The organism is Streptomyces sp. M92, assembly GCF_028473745.1.
GTDB lineage: Bacteria > Actinomycetota > Actinomycetes > Streptomycetales > Streptomycetaceae > Streptomyces.
Map to the genome: position 1 here is coordinate 390,989 of NZ_CP101137.1, position 16,240 is coordinate 407,228.

Annotated in this window: 15 protein-coding genes; 8 read left to right on the top strand and 7 right to left on the bottom strand. The window is 73.9% G+C overall.

The genetic code is table 11. The features are described from left to right. Window positions 1-55: 55 nt before the first annotated feature. On the bottom strand, window positions 56-1,198 hold the full coding sequence (locus M6G08_RS01780; RefSeq protein ID WP_272585420.1) for a glycosyltransferase family 4 protein: 1,143 nt from the start codon (window positions 1,196-1,198) through the stop codon (window positions 56-58). A gap of 129 nt (window positions 1,199-1,327) precedes the next feature. Here M6G08_RS01780 and M6G08_RS01785 point away from each other — a divergent pair, with 129 nt between their 5' ends. Further along, window positions 1,328-2,569 carry a glycosyltransferase 87 family protein gene (locus M6G08_RS01785; protein WP_272585421.1) on the top strand — a complete coding sequence of 414 codons (1,242 nt, stop codon included), beginning with the start codon at window positions 1,328-1,330 and terminating at the stop codon, window positions 2,567-2,569. Here M6G08_RS01785 and M6G08_RS01790 read toward each other — a convergent pair. The 5 genes from M6G08_RS01790 to M6G08_RS01810 all read right to left on the bottom strand — a co-directional run bounded on the left by M6G08_RS01790 (window position 2,526) and on the right by M6G08_RS01810 (window position 8,428). After that, window positions 2,526-3,719 carry a hypothetical protein gene (locus M6G08_RS01790; RefSeq protein ID WP_272585422.1) on the bottom strand — a complete coding sequence of 398 codons (1,194 nt, stop codon included), beginning with the start codon at window positions 3,717-3,719 and terminating at the stop codon, window positions 2,526-2,528. The genes M6G08_RS01785 and M6G08_RS01790 overlap by 44 nt on opposite strands. Before the next feature lie 563 nt (window positions 3,720-4,282). Continuing rightward, window positions 4,283-5,296, bottom strand: a complete 1,014-nt coding sequence (locus M6G08_RS01795) for a C40 family peptidase (protein ID WP_272585423.1) — start codon at window positions 5,294-5,296, stop codon at window positions 4,283-4,285. 211 nt (window positions 5,297-5,507) lie between these two features. Then, window positions 5,508-6,548, bottom strand: a complete 1,041-nt coding sequence (locus tag M6G08_RS01800) for a C40 family peptidase (protein WP_272591230.1) — start codon at window positions 6,546-6,548, stop codon at window positions 5,508-5,510. A gap of 231 nt (window positions 6,549-6,779) precedes the next feature. Continuing rightward, window positions 6,780-8,123, bottom strand: coding sequence for an NYN domain-containing protein (locus M6G08_RS01805; RefSeq protein ID WP_272585424.1), 1,344 nt, complete (start codon window positions 8,121-8,123; stop codon window positions 6,780-6,782). Window positions 8,124-8,188: 65 nt separating this feature from the next. Beyond that, the gene (locus M6G08_RS01810; RefSeq protein WP_019327945.1) at window positions 8,189-8,428 is read right to left on the bottom strand and encodes a hypothetical protein; all 240 of its coding nucleotides are present in this window, start codon (window positions 8,426-8,428) and stop codon (window positions 8,189-8,191) included. Between the two features lie 159 nt (window positions 8,429-8,587). Here M6G08_RS01810 and M6G08_RS01815 point away from each other — a divergent pair, with 159 nt between their 5' ends. The 7 genes from M6G08_RS01815 (at window position 8,588) to M6G08_RS01845 (ending at window position 14,861) form a co-directional block, all read left to right on the top strand. After that, window positions 8,588-9,358, top strand: coding sequence for a rhomboid family intramembrane serine protease (locus tag M6G08_RS01815; RefSeq protein ID WP_272585425.1), 771 nt, complete (start codon window positions 8,588-8,590; stop codon window positions 9,356-9,358). Continuing rightward, entirely contained in the window at window positions 9,355-9,636 is a 282-nt protein-coding gene (locus M6G08_RS01820; RefSeq protein WP_272585426.1) for an Lrp/AsnC family transcriptional regulator, read from the top strand. The genes M6G08_RS01815 and M6G08_RS01820 overlap by 4 nt, the downstream gene beginning before the upstream one ends. Before the next feature lie 77 nt (window positions 9,637-9,713). After that, window positions 9,714-10,031, top strand: a complete 318-nt coding sequence (locus tag M6G08_RS01825; protein ID WP_272585427.1) for a small secreted hydrophilic protein — start codon at window positions 9,714-9,716, stop codon at window positions 10,029-10,031. Continuing rightward, window positions 9,949-11,442 (top strand): sensor histidine kinase, encoded by a 1,494-nt coding sequence (locus tag M6G08_RS01830; RefSeq protein ID WP_272585428.1) that lies wholly within the window; start codon window positions 9,949-9,951, stop codon window positions 11,440-11,442. Before M6G08_RS01825 ends, M6G08_RS01830 begins: the two co-directional genes overlap by 83 nt. Before the next feature lie 19 nt (window positions 11,443-11,461). After that, entirely contained in the window at window positions 11,462-12,127 is a 666-nt protein-coding gene (locus M6G08_RS01835) for a response regulator transcription factor (RefSeq protein ID WP_272585429.1), read from the top strand. A gap of 57 nt (window positions 12,128-12,184) precedes the next feature. After that, window positions 12,185-13,600, top strand: a complete 1,416-nt coding sequence (locus tag M6G08_RS01840; protein WP_272585430.1) for an SLC13 family permease — start codon at window positions 12,185-12,187, stop codon at window positions 13,598-13,600. 28 nt (window positions 13,601-13,628) lie between these two features. Continuing rightward, a complete protein-coding gene (locus tag M6G08_RS01845; protein WP_272591231.1) occupies window positions 13,629-14,861 on the top strand; it encodes a glycerate kinase in 1,233 nt (410 codons plus the stop codon). Here the strand turns inward: M6G08_RS01845 and M6G08_RS01850 are convergent. Beyond that, window positions 14,786-16,168 carry an aminotransferase class V-fold PLP-dependent enzyme gene (locus M6G08_RS01850; protein WP_272585431.1) on the bottom strand — a complete coding sequence of 461 codons (1,383 nt, stop codon included), beginning with the start codon at window positions 16,166-16,168 and terminating at the stop codon, window positions 14,786-14,788. The two genes, M6G08_RS01845 and M6G08_RS01850, sit on opposite strands and share 76 nt — an antisense overlap. Window positions 16,169-16,240 lie beyond the last annotated feature (72 nt).

A 16,240-nucleotide genomic window follows, 5' to 3' on the forward strand; every position in this document is an offset into this window, starting at 1 on the left:
AGTTCCCCGCGCCCCTGAGGCTCCTCACGTCCCCTGCGTCCGAAAGGTGCCCGCGTTACAGCAGCGCCTTCAGGTGCTCTGCCAGCAGGTCCCAGCGCCACTTCTCCTCCACCCAGGCCCGGCCCCTCTCGCCCATCCTGCGGCGCAGCTCCGGGTCGGCGAGGAGGGTGACGACGCGGTCGGCGGTCTGTTCCTCGGAGTCACCCCGCACCACCCACCCCGTCTCGCCGTCGAGGACGGCGTCGGGGGCGCCGCCCGAGTCGCCGGCGACGACGGGCAGGCCGGTCGCGGAGGCCTCCAGGTAGACGATGCCCAGGCCCTCCACGTCGAGTCCGCCCCGGCGGGTGCGGCAGGGCATGGCGAAGACGTCCCCGGCGCCGTAGTGCGCGGGCAGTTCGGACCAGGGGACGGCGCCGGTGAAGTGGACGGAGGCGGCGACGCCGACGTCCTCGGCGAGGCGGCGCAGTTCCTTCTCGTAGGGGCCGCCGCCGACGATCAGCAGGACGGCGTCCGGCTCGGCGGCGAGGATGCGCGGCATCGCCCGGATCAGGGTGTCCTGGCCCTTGCGGGGGACCAGCCGCGAGACGCAGACGACGACCGGGCGGTCGGTCAGGCCCAGCCGGGCCCGCACCTCGTCGCCGCCGCTGGCGGGGTGGAAGGTCTTCTCGTCCACGCCGGGCGGCAGCTGCACCATCCGTGCGGCCGCCTCGGGCGTGAGCGCGCCCGCGATCCGGGAGCGCGTGTACTCGCCGAGGTAGGTGATCGTGTCCGTGGACTCCCCGATCCGGCGCAGCAGTTGCCGGGCGGCGGGCAGCTGGGCCCAGCCCGCCTCGTGGCCGTGGGTGGTGGCGACGAGGCGTTCGGCGCCCGCTCTGCGCAGTGCCGGGGCCATCAGGCCGAGGGGCGCGGCCGCACCGAACCACACCGAGGTGCACCCGTGCTCGCGCAGCAGCCGGACGGCCGTACGGGTCGCGCCCGGCGTCGGCAGCAGCATCGTCGTGCGGTCGCGTACGACGGTGAAGGGCTGCTCGGCGTCGAAGGCGGCGGTGGCCTCGACGCCCTCGCGGCCGCGCTTCCAGGTGGAGGCGTAGACGACGAGCCGCTCGGGGTCCAGCCGTAGCGCCATGTTGTGCAGGAAGGCCTGGATGCCGCCCGGCCGGGGCGGGAAGTCGTTCGTCACGATCAAGGTCTTGCGCACGCCGCCGACCCTACCGAACCGCCCGGGCGGGCCCGGGCCCGCCCGCGTACTGTGGCACCCGCACAGGTGTCCGGGCATCATGGCCGCACGGCAGGGCACGCGGAGGACCGGGGACCGGGCAGGGAGCACGTGGAGACGACGGATGCGAGGCGGTCCGCGGTGTGGCTGCTCACGGCCTGGGGCGCCACGCGGCTGGTCCTGCTGCTGTTCGTGCTGAAGGTGTGGGTCTTCCCGGGGCCGGACGTCACCAGTGACGTGTCCGTCATCTACTGGAACTGGTACGAGATCCTGCGTACCGGAACGTTTCCCCTGGACGACGTCACCTGGCAGTACCCGCCCGTCGCCGCCCTCGCGATCCTCTCCCCCGCCCTGCTGCCCTTCCTGGAGTACACGACGGCCTTCTTCGTGCTGGCCTGCCTCGCCGACCTGGCCGTGCTCGCCCTGCTGTGGCACGCGGGCCGCGGGTCCGGGCGTTCGCCGCGCGGGGCGTGGGTGTGGGTGGTGGGCGTGCCGCTGCTCGGCCCGACGGTGTACGCCCGCTACGACGTGATGGTGACGACCGTCGCGGTGGCGGCGCTGCTGGCCGCGGGCCGGCATCCGCGGACGGCGGGTGCCCTGGTGGGGCTGGGGGCGATGCTGAAGGTGTGGCCGGCGCTGGTGCTGCTCGGGATGCGCGGGCGGGCGCGCTGGGCCGCCGCGGCGCTGAGCGCGGCGGGGCTGGCGGTGGTGTTCGCCGTGTCGATGCCGGGGGCGTTCGCGTTCGTCACGTTCCAGCGCGACCGGGGCACCGAGGTGGAGTCGCTGGGCGCGCTGGTCTTCCACGTGGCCCGGCAGTTCGGCTGGGACGGCGAGGTGCTGCTGAACTACGGCTCGGTCGAGTTCCTCGGCCCGCACGTGGGCACGGTGAGCAAGGTGGCGCTGGCGCTGACCGCCCTGGCGTTCGGCTGGCTGCTGCTGTGGCGGCTGGCGGCCTCCCGGTTCGCGGCGCACACGGCGGCGGACGCGGCGTTCGCGGCGGTGCTGATGTTCACGGTCACCAGCCGGGTGATAAGCCCGCAGTACCTGGTGTGGCTGATCGGTACGGCGGCGGTCTGCCTGTGCTTCCGGGCGAGCCGGATGCGTCTGCCGGTCGTCCTGGTGCTGGTGGCGAGCCTGGTGACGGTGCTGGAGTTCCCGCTGTACTTCGCGGAGGTCGTGGCGAGCGATCCGCTCGGCGTCACGCTGCTGTTCGTCCGCAACGGTCTGCTGGTGGCCGCCGCGCTCCTCGCGGCCCGCGTCCTGTGGCACGACACGGTGTCGCGCGGGCGGGCCGGGCAGCGGGGCCGGTTCAGCCCAGCTCCGTCCGCAGATACTCCCGCCACCGCGCCGTGAACTCCTCGGGCGTCGTGCCGAGCACCTCGCGCATCGCGTCCTCCACGGCGCCCGCCCGCCGGTCGTGTGCGCCGACGGCGCGGTAGAAGGCGTCCAGCCGGTCCTCGCCCCACTGGTCGGCGATCATCAGACAGGCCAGCCAGCCGCCCTCGTAGGCGCGGGCCAGTCGGTCGGCGTCGGCGGTGAAGCCGAAGTCGTCGTCGGCCGGCAGCTCCGCGGGCGTCCGGCCCTCGGAGACCGCGCGGGCCAGTTCGGGGGCGGCCTGGGCGGGGGTGCGGTCGCTGTCGCGGTAGCCGGCCCAGTCGGCGTAGCCCTCGGAGAGCCACAGCGGGGTGGCGGCGGTGGTGTCGGCGCGGGTGGCGACGTGGGTGGTCTCGTGGGTGAGGACGACCTGTTTGCCGAGGGTGCCGAGGAGCCCGTACGCGTCGGGGTTGACGATGATCCGGTCGGCGGGCGCGTGCTCCCGGCCGCCGGTCTCGCCGGTGGTGACCGCCGCGATGCCCCGGTAGGAGGAGGCGGGTGAGCCGAGCAGGCCCGCCATCGCCTCCAGCGACTCGGGGACGAGTACGACGACCCGCCTGGCCCAGTCGCCGTCCCAGGCGTCCGAGACGGCCGGCACCGCCCGGTCGGCCAGGTCCGCGAAGCCGCGCAGCGCCTCGGTGGACTGGCCCACGCCGAGCACGAGGCTGTGCGTTCCCCGCACGACCCGGACCGTCCCCTGGTCCCACGGCTGCTGGCCGGACTTCTCGGCGGGCCGGTCGGACTCGACGGACCACCGGCCGTCCGCACCCTCCCGGTCCAGCCGCACGGTGCGCCGGGTAATGACGGGGCCCCGGTCGTAGCCGTCGAGCCGGTAGTTCAGCTCGACGTCCGCGGTGGCGGTGTCGCCGGTGCGGTTCACGTCGGTGACGCGGTACGACCACGCGGTCAGCGGCACCGCGGCGAGGTTGTCGAAGGAGTCCGTGTCGCCGGTACGGGCGTAGGCGGGCCGGTCGTGGCCGAGGACGGCGGCGGCCCGCCGGTCCAGCACCCGCTGCACCTCGGTGCGGACCGGGTCGGCGGTGGTCCGGCCGCCGCAGGCCACGAGGGACACGAGCAGGAGGCACAGCGCCACCACCGAGGAACCCGACACCCGCCTACGACCAGCCACCTTCCCGATCGTACGGGCGCCGGGCCGCGGGGGACGGTGGACGGGGGAACCCGAAGGAGAACCGGAAGAACCGCCCCCCGCCGGGCGGGCACCGTACGCGGCCGGCTCCGAGGCGGGTCACCACCGGGGCGGGCCGCACGGAGCGAGCCCCCGGCACACCGAACGCCCCAGCGCGCCGCCGGGTCACCGGAGCTGGTGCCCGCCCCGCCGAGTGCCCGGCGGACACGTATGCCCCGGCGCCTCCGTCAGAAGCCCGCTCGCCGGCCGAAGCCCCCGGCCCGGCGACTCGGAACGGCGCACCGAGACCGAGACCGACAGCCCGCCCGCCGGACCGCGCGACGCCACCGGCCCCGTGAAGCCCGCCCCGGCCACACCCGGCCCACGCCCCCCGGTCCCCGCGCCCCCACCGCCCTCCTCGTCGTCGGGGGCCACCCGCACAGCGCCTCCTCCGCCGCCCCGACCGCCAGGCAGGACGCGCCCCCTACCCGCACCCGCCCCCCGCCGGCACCGCCCGGCAGCGACGAACCGCCCCCCGCGACCGGGGTCGCCCGTGCCCGGCCGGTTCAGACCCGCGTCACCGACGACACCGGCATCATGCCCACCGGGTCGTAGCGGACGGGGGCGCCGGGGTAGGGCGCGTGGATGACCTGGCCGTTGCCGACGTACATGCCGATGTGGCTGGCGTCGTCCCGGTAGGCGACGAGGTCGCCGGGGCGGGCCTCGGACAGGGAGACGCGCTGTCCGGCCCCCGACTGGGCCTGCGAGGTGCGCGGCAGGCCGACGCCCGCCTGGGCGTACGACCACTGGGTCAGGCCGGAGCAGTCGAAGCCGCCGGGGCCGTTGGCGCCCCAGACGTACGGCTTGCCGAGGGCGGAGCGGGCGGCGGCGACGGCGGCGGCCGCGCGGCCGGAGGCGGGGGCGGCGCCGCCGGGGACGGCCAGGTCGGTGCGGCCGGAGCGGGAGCCGCGGTCGTGGGCGGCGCGCTCCTCGTCGGGGAGGGAGTTGAGCAGTTCGCGGGCCTCGGCGAGCTTCTTCTCCACCGTCCTCTTGTGGGCGGCCACGGCCTTGCGGCCCTTCTCCAGTTCGGCGAGCTTGGCGGCGGCCTCGGCGCGGTCCTGGGCCAGGTCGCGCATGGCCTGCTGGAGCTCCTTCAGCCGGCCCGCCTGGTGCGTGGTGACCCGGTCGAGCGCGGAGGCCTTGTCCAGGTAGTCGTCCGGGTCCGCGGAGAGCAGCAGCGCCAGTGAGGGGTCGATGCCGCCGGAGCGGTACTGGGCGCCGGCCAGCGCACCCAGCGCGTCGCGCATGGTGTTGATCCGCCCCTGCTTGCGGGCGATGGCGTCCTGCGCCGTGCCGACCTGCTCGCGCAGCGCGTCGGTGCGCGCGTCGGCCTTGTTGTAGGCCTCGGTCGCCCGCTCCGCCTCCGTGTGGAGCCGGTCCACCTCCGCCCGCCGGTCGTCCTGCGGGGCGGCCGTGGCCGGTACGGCGCCCAGGAGCGCGGCGGCGACGGAGAACAGGCCGACGGCGGCGGTGGCGCCACGGTCGAACCCGGATGGTGCAAGGCGGCGATGGGACCCCACGGGAAGCCGCACTCCTTCCGCTGGCGGACAGGGAAACGCGGCAGACAGTAACCCCGTGGCGGGGTGCCCACCAACGACCTTCGGGGGCGCGCGACGCCGAACCCCGCCGCTGACGCAGGTCACCGGCGGGGCGGGGTTCACAACGCGGTCCCGTGATTCGCCCGAACGGGCGGCACGGCGAGGGTCGCTGGGGGAAGGTGCGGGGCCTCGGTCAGACCCGCACGCCGAACATGAACGGGCCGCCGATGGTGCCCATCGACTCGTAGCGGACGTTCGTGCCGGTGCGCGGTGCGTGCAGGACCTGGCCGTTGCCGGCGTAGAGGCCGACGTGGTGCAGGTCGCTGAAGAAGAAGACCAGGTCGCCGACCTGGAGGTCGCTCATCGAGGAGATGCGGGTGCCCGCGCCGGTCTGCGCCTGGGAGGTGCGCGGGATGCCGACACCCGCCTGGGCGTAGGCCCACGACGTCAGGCCCGAGCAGTCGAAGGAGGAGGGACCGGTGGCGCCGTAGACGTAGGGCGTGCCGATCTTGCTCTGGGCGGCGGCGAAGGCGGCGGCGGCCCGGCCGGAGGCAGGGGTGGAGTTGCCCGAGAGGACCTGGCGCTCGCTGCTGCGGGTGGCGCGCTGCTCCTCGGCCTGGAGGGCGGCCTTCTCCTGGGCGGTGAGCGAGTTGAGCAGCTTCTGCGCGGAGGAGAGCTTGCCCTGGACTTCCTTCTTCTTCTTGCCCAGCTCGGTGCGGGTGGCGGAGAGGTCCTTGAGCTTCTCGGACGCCTCGGCGCGCTGCTGGGCGAGGTCGCGCTGCTTCTCCTGGACCTTCTTCAGCGTCTCGACCTGCTGACCGCTGAGCTGGTCGAGGGTGGAGGCCTTGTCCAGGTAGTCGTCCGGGTCGGCGGACAGGAACAGCTGGAGGGAGGGGTCTATCCCGCCGGAGCGGTACTGGGAGCTGGCCATCGAACCGAGGCCGTCGCGCAGCTCGTTGAGCTCCTCCTGGCCGCGGGCGACGTTGTCCTGGAGGGTGGAGATCTCCTTCTGGAGCTTCTCCTGCTTCTCCTTGGCCCCGTTGTACTTCTCGGTGGCCTGCTCCGCCTCCTGGTAGAGCTTGTCGACCTTGGCCTTGACCTCGTCCTTGCTCGGCTTCTCGCTCGGGGCGGCGTTGGCGGCCTGGGAGCTGAGAGCGACAGCGGCGGCGGCAGCGGTGGTGAGCACGGTCACGCGCGTGCGGCTCGGCTGCTTGGGACGACGGTGGGACGCCACGGAGACGAGCTCCTTCTTGAGAGGGATCACCCGTTCGAGGGTTCGATGGGTGACCCTAGTGACCCACTCGTGATCAGTTCAAATCCTCCACCCGAAAAACCCTGTCACTCACCGCATTCTTTGCCACAACTCACCTGCTGTGACTCCAGGTTGACGCTACGTTGCGTGACGGTTCCGTCAATACGGGCATACAACTCCGACGTTACGGTTGGCACGAAAGTGGCGCAGGGGCTAGGAAAGCCGCTTCAGGAGCACCACGGACGCCACCGGGCGTGCGCCGGCGCGCGCGACCCCGTCGGCCACCTCGCGGTCGGTGGAGACGACGATGACCGGACGGCCCGGGGGTTCGGCCCGCACCAGCTGGCGGATCAGCTCGTCGGCGGTGACGCCGGGCTTGGAGAACAGCACCCGCACCCCGCGCGGCGGCGCGAGCAGCACCGGCGCCGCCAGTTCGGCCCCGTCGAAGACGCAGGTGGTCTCCGCGCCGGTCTGGGCGGCGAGTTGGGAGAGCTGGCCGAGCAGGCGCAGCCGCTGCTTCTCCAGCGGCATCTGGGGATAGCCGGTCTTGGTGACGTTGTAGCCGTCGACGACGAGGTGCGCCTGCGGCAGCGCGAGCAACTGGTCGAGGATGGCGGGGTCGTGCTCGGACAGGGCGCGGTTGGCGATGTCCTTGGGCGTCATCCGGCCGGGCTCGACGGCGTCCACCGTCTCGGCGGGCCGCACGGACACCGGCGGCAGGGCCAGCTCGCGGCGCAGTCCCTGGGTGGCGTCGAGCAGGGTGTCCAGCAGCAGCCGTACCCGCATGTCCTCGACGCTGCGTCCCTCGCGGGCCGCCTTGCGGGTGGCCTCCAGGGCGGCCTCGGCCTCGCCGAGCCGGGCCTTGAGCCGCCGGGTCTCGCTCTCGGCGGCGGACACCTGGGCGTGCCCCTCGGCGCGCACGGCGTCGATCTCGGCCTGGACCTTGCGCAGCGCCGCCTCGCCGCGCTTGACGTCGCTGAGGGCGGAGCGCAGCTTGCGGTGGAGCGACTCGGTCTCTCGCCTGGCCGCGTCCAGCTCGGCGCGCAGCCGCTCGGTGTCGGCCCGGGTGTGCTCGCGGGCCCGGGCCAGCTCCTCGTGCAGCCGCTCCAGCTCCGCGCGGCTCTCCTCGTCGGCGCGCTCGGCGTCCGCGCGCTGCGCCTCCTCGCCGGCGGCGGTCACCAGCTTCACCCAGCCGTGCGGCCGCAGCACGTAGGCCGCCGCCGCCACGTCGAGCGGGTCGGCGGCCGGGGGCGGGGAGCCGGCGTCCAGGGCGCCGGCCAGCTCCGGCTGGGCCTCGCGGAACTTCTCGCCGATGCGCTGGCGGAACAGGGCGTCGGTCTCCACGGCGGCGGCCATCGCGTTGCCGGCGAACTTGGTCCGGCGGTTGGGGGCGAACCGGGCGTACTGTCTCAGCTGGGCGGGCAGTTCACCGAGGGTGAGCCCGCCGAAGCCGTCGGAGACGATCTGCACGACCCTGCGGCGCACGCCGTCGGGCAGCGGGCGGTCGAGCACCTCGGCGGTGCCGTCGCCCGGCCCCCCGCCCTGCGTCTCCGCCATCCGTCACCCCAATGCCTGTGCGTGATCCCGTGCGGGATCACCTCATGCTGGGGCCGCTCCCGTGATCAGGAGTCGGCACCCGGCCTGTCCACGAGTTCCACCTGGTCCACGGCGTTGCACCAGCGGCACCGCACCGACTCGATGGTCTCACTGAGCACCTCGCGCTCCTCGACCTTCGGCTCACCGGCCAGATCGAGGTGCACGTACTCGACGACCTTGGAGGCCCGGGTGACGTCGAAGCGGGTGAGGTTGCCGCACAGGGTGCAGCGCCACCGCGTCGTCTCGGTCGGCAGGGGAACCGTCATCGTGGCTGTTCGCTCTCTTCCAGTGTCGGTGACGCGCCGGGCTCCGTCCCGGTGCGTGTGGCTCGTAACCCTACGGCCTGGCGGGTACCCGACGCCCGCGTGTCCACGGCGGCGAGGCGACCTGGGCGGTTGCGTCCCGTTACGTCATGCTCTGTGTTCATGATCCGCAACTGGAGCACGGCGGTCCGCAGAACGGTCTCGGCGGTCAGGGCGCCCGGCACGGCCCGCACCGGCCGGGGCCGGGCCGCGCCCGTGACGTACGCGCTGATCACGATGTGCTGCCTGTTGTTCCTGGTCAGCCCGGCGGCGGGCCTGAACCCGGTGTACGGCACCGGCGAGGAGCTGCTCGCCGCGCAGCGCGCCTGGTTCCGGCGCTGGGGAGTGATCCCCGCAGAACTGTTCGAGGACTCCCCCGGCTCCGCGCTCACGCCCGCCACGGCGCTGTTCGTCCACGGCAGCTGGGTGCACCTGCTGGGCAACATGCTCTTCCTGTACGTCTTCGGCGCGCTGACCGAGGAACGGATGGGCCGGCTCCAGTTCGCCCTGTTCTACCTGGGCTGCGGCTGCCTGGCACTGCTCGGCTACGCGGGCGCCAACGCTCTCTCGCAGCAGGCCCTGGTCGGCGCCTCCGGGGCGATCTCCGCGATCCTCGGCGCGTTCCTCTTCCTGTTCCCCCGGGCCCGGGTGACCAGCCTGCTGCCCTTCCTCTTCTTCCTGCCGCTGCGCTTCCCCGCCTGGATCGTGCTGCCGTTCTGGGTGTGGCTGCAGTGGACGGCGGCGGGCCGGGCGGGCGACGGGCCTGGGGTGGCGTACCTCGCCCACCTGGTGGGCTTCGGGCTGGGCTTCGTCTTCGCCTGGGTGCGGTTCGGGCGTACGACTACAGTTGGGAGCGTTCCAGTGGCGGCGCCCGAGGGAGAGAACCAGCCGTGATCAGCGCGATCGTCCTCATCAAGACCAGCGTGGACCGCATCCCCGAGATCGCGGAGCAGATCGCCGCGCTGGAGAACGTCAGCGAGGTCTTCTCCGTCACCGGCACCTACGACCTGATCGCGATGGTGCGGGTGAACCAGCACGAGGACCTGGCCGAGGTCATCCCCGGCCGGATCAGCAAGATCCCGGGCGTGGAGGGCACGGACACGCACGTCGCGTTCCGGACCTACTCGCAGCACGACCTGGAGGCGGCGTTCGCCATCGGGCTGGACAACTGAGGTGCCGAGTCCCGGATGAAGAGTTCTTCATCCCGGGCTCATCGTGAGTGCCCGGCAGGGGGCGCAGTATCGAGGGCATGGTCTTCTCACGCCGGATGGCGGCCCTCGCGGCCGTCGTCCTGATCCCGCTCGGCATCGCCGCGACGAGCTTCGCCCTCACCGACAGCCCACAGGAACCGAAGGTCCCGGCCAAGGTGGAGCTGGAGAGCGGCTCCCCCGCCCCGACGCCCACCTCCTCCTCACCCGAGCCGACGCCCAGTGACCAGGTGGTGACCCGGCCGCCGGTGACCGACAGCCCCGCGGATGACGACGATGACGACGACCGAGGCCAGTCAACCGGGGACGACTCGGGCGCCGACGGACCCGGCGACGACGGACCCGGCGACGACGGCTGACCATGAGCGCCGCCGGATCTCGGCCCGCGTCCGCATCCTGCTGTGGCTGCTGCTCGTGATGGCGGTCGCCCTCGCCTCGGTGGCCACGACCACCCGCTCGATCCTGCTGCACGACACCGACCAGCGGATCAACGGGCTGCTCGCGCAGGAGGCCGGGGAGTTCGCCAACTTCGAGGAGCAGGGCTTCGACCCGGAGACCGGCCTGCCGTTCACCGACCCGGAGCGGCTGCTCAAGGTCTTCCTGCAACGGCAGTACGCCGACCTGGACGAGGAACTGATCGGCCTGGTGGGCAAGGTGGGCGACCGGCCGGCCAAGTTCTTCCAGCAGCGCGAGATCCCGGTCGCCCTGCCCCTGCACAAGGACGGCGACGCCCTGCGCGACATCTACGCCTCACCCGACTCCACCGGCACCCTGCACCGGCCCGAGGGCGAGGTCCGCTGGGCCAAGGTCACCGTCGCCCGGTACGGCGGCGAACCGGCGGCGGCGTTCGTGGTGGCCTTCCACCCGGGGCGGGAGCAGGAGCGCGCCGACGAGGTGTTCCGCGTGCTGCTCGCCATCTCGGGCGTCGCCCTGCTGATGACGACGGGCATCGCCTGGGTCGTCGCGGGCCGCATCCTCAAGCCGGTGCGGCTGGTGCGCACGACCGCCGCGCAGCTCACCGAGCAGGACCTGACCCGGCGCATCCCGGTGCACGGCAACGACGACGTGGCCGCGCTCGCCGAGACGTTCAACGCCATGCTCGACCGGCTGGAGCGCGCCTTCGCCGCCCAGCGCCGGTTCGTCGACGACGCGGGCCACGAGCTGCGCACCCCGATCACCATCGTGCGCGGCCACCTGGAACTGATGGGCGACGACCCGGCGGAACGGGAGGAGACCGTCCGCCTGGTCACCGACGAACTGGACCGGATGAGCCGCATCGTCGAGGACCTGCTGCTGCTCGCCAAGACCGAACGCCCCGACTTCGTCACCCCCGAGCCGGTGCAGCTCGCCGAACTCACCGCCGACGTCTACGTCAAGGCACGCACCCTCGGCGACCGGGACTGGGTGCTGGACCAGGTCGCCGACCGCGAGGCCCGCCTCGACCCCCAGCGCATCACGCAGGCCATGGTGCAGCTCGCCCAGAACGCCGTGCAGCACACCACCACCGGCCAGACCATCCGCATCGGCTCCCGCGCCGACGGCTCCCGCGTCGAGCTGTACGTCGCCGACTCCGGCCCCGGGGTGCAGGCGCAGGACGCCGAGGTGATCTTCGAGCGCTTCCGGCGCGGCACGGCCCGGCGCGGGGTGCGCGGGACCGGCGCCGGGCTCGGGCTGTCGATCGTGAAGGCGATCGCCGAGGGCCACGGCGGCCGGGTCGGCCTGCGCACCACCGAGGGCGGCGGCGCCACCTTCGTACTCACACTGGACTGATTCCGGAAGAGGCACGTCCATGAACCGCATCCTCATCGTCGAGGACGAGGAGCGCATCGCCTCCTTCGTCGAGAAGGGCCTGCGCGCCAACGGCTTCACCACCACCGCCGTCACCGACGGCGACGCCGCCTACGAGTACGCCCTCACCGGCGGCTTCGACCTGGTCGTCCTGGACATCGGGCTGCCCGGCCGGGACGGCTTCACGGTCCTGCGCGAGCTGCGCGAGTCCCGGGTGACGACCCCCGTGATCGTGCTGACCGCCCGGGACTCCGTACGGGACACGGTGGCCGGTCTGGAGGGCGGCGCCGACGACTGGATGACCAAACCGTTCCGCTTCGAGGAACTGCTCGCCCGGGTGCGGCTGCGGCTGCGTACGGCGGCCAGGGCGCCCGAGGTGACGGTGCTGAAGTCGGGGGCGCTCAGCCTGGACCTGCGCACCCGCCGGGCCCGCGCCGGGGAGCGCACCGTCGACCTGACGGCACGTGAGTTCGTGCTGCTGGAGCTGTTCCTGCGCCACCCGGGGCAGGTACTGTCCCGCGAGCAGATCCTGTCGCACGTGTGGGGCTACGACTTCGACCCCGGTTCGAACATCGTGGACGTGTACGTGCGGGCGCTGCGCAAGAAGCTCGGGGCGCAGCAGGTCGAGACCGTGCGCGGGATGGGATACCGGCTGCCGGCCTGGTGAAGTTTCCTTCATGTGACGCTCATCGATGGCTCACCGCCCCCGTGAATCCTCGATGACGTGACGTTGAACCTCCGCCTCGCGGCGGCCCTCTGCGTGGCGCTGTCCCTGTGCGCGCTGCTGGCGGTACCCGGCAACTTCCCGGCCCTCGGCGGCGACGCGCGCCTCACCCTCGCCGTGTTCGCGCTGGCCACCTGCGCCTGGATCGGCACGCCGATCGACGACACGTACATCGCGCTGGGCGCCGGACTGGCGCTGACGGCGACCGGCGTGATCAGCAGCGACACCCTCTTCGGCACCCTCGGCGACGACACGGTGTGGCTGCTGATCTGCGCCTTCGTGCTGGCGGCGGCGGTGGCCCGGACCGGGCTCGCCGGGCGGGCGGCGGCCTTCCTGGTCGGCGGGGCGCGCAGCGTACGGCAGTTGACGCACCTGACGACGGCCGCGCTGGTCGTCACCGCGTTCGCGGTGCCGGCCACGTCGGGGCGGGCGGCGCTCGCGCTGCCGGTGTTCCTCGCCCTCGCCAAGGCCCTCGCGGACCGCAGGCGGCTGGTGGTGATGCTGGCGCTGCTGTTCCCGACGGTGATCCTGCTGTCGGCGGTGGCGACCCTGATCGGCGCGGGCGCGCACCTGATCACCGTGTCGGTGCTGTGGGAGGCGACCGGGGACCGGATCGGCTTCACCCAGTGGCTGCTGCTCGGGCTGCCGCTGGCGGTGGCCTCCTCCCATCTGGCCGCCGAGACCGTGCTGCTGACGACCACTCGGCGGGCGGACCGCAAGGGCCCGGTGCACATCACGGCGGAGGAGATACAGCGGCACGCCGAGGACCCGGTCACCGGTCCCTGGACCCAGGCGGAGAAGCGCTGCGCCCTGCTGCTGGCCACGGTGGTGGCGCTGTGGTGCAGCGAGCCCCTGCATCACGTGCCGCCCGCGGTGGTGGCGCTGATCGGCGCCGTCGTCGCCTCCTCCCCCGCGCTGGGCACCGTACGTCTCAAGGACGCGCTGAAGACCGTGCCGTGGTCGCTGCTGCTGTTCATGGCAGCGACCATGGCGATGGGCGTCGCGCTCGCCGACTCCGGGGCGGCGAAGTGGCTGGTGTCCGGGCTGCCCGCGGACGTGGCGCCGGCCGTCTTCCTCGGGGTCGTGGTCGCGGTGAGCACGGCGGCCCACCTGGTCCTCCAGTCCCGCTCGGCCCGCTCCTCGGTCCTGGTGCCACTGGTGATCGCCGCGGCCGTGGGCGCGGGCGTCAACCCGGTCGCCGCCGCGCTCGCCTCCACCGCCGCGGCCGGCTTCTGCCACACGCTCCCGGCCTCCGCCAAGCCGGTCACGCTCTTCTCCGACATCCCCGGCACCCCCACCTACACCCCGCGCGACCTGCTGCGGCTGTCCGCCGTCCTGGCACCGCTGACCGCCGCGCTCGTGCTGTTCTTCGCCGCCGCCGTCTGGCCGCTGCTCGGCGTACCCGTGACCCGTTAAGGAGCCTGCTGTGCCGAACGTACCGAACATCCTGAACCGGGTCGCCGTGGCGCCCAGCGGCTTCAAGGAGTCCCTGTCCGCCCAGGCCGCCGCCGACGCGATCGCGGCGGGCGTCCGCCGGGTGCTGCCGGACGCCGAGATCGACCGCATCCCGCTCGTCGACGGCGGCGAGGGCACCGCCTGCGCGCTGGCCGCCGCGACCGGCGGACGGCTGGTCGCGCTGGCCGCCACCGGCCCGGTCGGCGAGCCCGTCGGCACCCACTTCGCGCTGCTCGGCGGCCGGGACACGGCGGTGGTGGAGATGGCGGCCGTCGCGGGCCTGTCGCTGGTCCCCCGCGCCCTGCGCGATCCGGGCGCCACCACCACGTACGGCGTCGGCGAGCTGATCCGCGCCGCGCTCGACACCGGGGTGCGGCGGGTCCTGGTCGGCTGCGGCGACTCGGGCACGTCCGACGGGGGCGCGGGGGCGCTCCAGGCGCTCGGGGCGCGGCTGCTGGACGCGGACGGCTTCGAACTCCCCCGCGGCGGACGGGAACTGGTCCGCCTCGCCCGCATCGACCCGGCGGGCCTGGACCCCCGGCTGAAGGACACCGAGCTGCTGGTCGCCTGCAACCCCTTCAACGTGCTGTGCGGGGAGCGCGGGGTGGCGCGGGTGTTCGGTCCGCAGAAGGGGGCGACGCCCGCGCAGGTCGAGGAGTTGTCGGCGGGACTGGAGAACTGGGCGCGCGTCCTCACCCGCGACCTGGGCGTCATCGGCGCCGACCTGCGCACGGGCCCCGGCACCGGCGCCTCCGGCGGGCTGGGCGCGGGGCTGGCCGCCGTCGGGGCCCGGCTGCTGCCCCGCTTCGACGTCCTCCTCGACCACCTCGACCTGGACGCGCGGCTGGCCCGTGCCGACCTCGTGCTCACCGCCGAGGGCGCCCTCGACCACCAGACGCCGCGCGGCAAGGTCCCGGCCGAGGTGGCCCGGCGCGCCAAGCTGCACGGGCGTCCCGTCCTGGCGCTGGCCGGCACGCTGGGCGAGGGCGCGCACGAGGTGCCCGGGGTGGACGCCTTCCACGGCATCATGCCGGCGCCGATGGCGCTGGCGGACGCGCTGGTGCGCGCGGCCGAGCTGCTCACCGACGCCACCGAGCGGGCGCTGCGGATGGTCCTGCTCGGCTCGCGGCTGCCGGGCCGGGCGGCTCAGACCGCGGAGGTCCCGGCGCCGGTGTCCGCGGCGGACCTGTCGGGCACGCAACGGCCGTCCTCCGTGCGGTAGTTCCAGCGGGCGCCGTCGCTCACCAGCTCCCTGACGGCGTCCACGAACCGCTCGACGTGCTCGTCCGGGGTGCCGGCGCCGAAGCTGACGCGGATGGCGTTGAGGGACTTCTCGCCGGGCGCCGCCTCGGGGGCGCCGCACTCGCCCTGCGTCTCGGGGTCGCTGCCGAGCAGGGTGCGCACCAGCGGGTGGGCGCAGAAGAGGCCGTCGCGCACGCCGATGCCGTACTCGGCGGAGAGCGCGGCGGCGAAGTGGGAGCTGTTCCAGCCGTCGACGACGAAGGACAGCACGCCGACGCGGGGGGCGTCGTCGCCGAAGAGGGACAGCACCCGCACCTCGGGCACCTCGGCGAGCCCCTCCCGCACCTTCCCGATCAGGTACTCCTCGCGGGCGACCAGCGTGTCGAAGCCGGCCTCGGTGAGCGCCTTGCAGGCGGAGGCGATCGCGTAGGCGCCGATGACGTTGGGCGAGCCCGCCTCGTGCCGGGCGGCGCTGTCGTGCCACCGCACGTCCACGCCGCCGTCCGCGCGCCGGGAGACGCTGCGGCTGGCGCCGCCGCCCGCGAGGTACGGCTCCGCCTCACGCAGCCAGTCGGCGCGGCCGGCCAGCACGCCGGAGCCGAAGGGGGCGTACAGCTTGTGCCCGGAGAAGGCGACCCAGTCGACGTCCAGGTCGCTCACGGAGACGGGGTGGTGCGGGGCGAGCTGGGCGGCGTCCAGGACGATCCGGGCGCCGTGCGCGTGCGCGGCGGCGGCCAGTTCCCGCACCGGCCACAGCTCGCCGGTGACGTTGGAGGCGCCGGTGACGCAGACCAGGGCGGGTCCGTACGGCTCGCGGGCGGCGAGGGCGCGCTCCAGGGTCTCGACGGCCTGCGCGGGGGTGCGCGGCGCGTCGAGGTAGGTCACGTCCGTGTCTCGCCAGGGCAGCAGCGAGGCGTGGTGCTCGGTCTCGAAGACGAAGACCCGGCAGCCGGCCGGCAGCGCGGCGGCGAGCAGGTTGAGGGAGTCGGTGGTGGACCGGGTGAAGACCACCTGATCGGTGTCCCGACACCCGAGGAACTCGGCGACGGTCCTGCGGGCGTTCTCGAACAGGTCGGTCGACAGCTGCGACAGGTAGCCGGCCCCCCGGTGCACGCTGCCGTAGTAGGGCGCGTAGGCCGCCACGTCGTCCCAGACCCGCTGGAGGGCGGGCGCGCTGGCGGCGTAGTCGAGCGCGGCGTAGGTGACCTCGCCGCCGGTGACGAGCGGGACGGTGACGTCCCGGCCGAGAACGGGCAGCGGGGTGGCGACAGCGGTGGGTACGGACATGACGGACTCCCGTGAGGACCAGCGCGGAGAAGGGCGCTGTGAATGAGAAGAGGAAGGGTGTGCGGAGGCGGG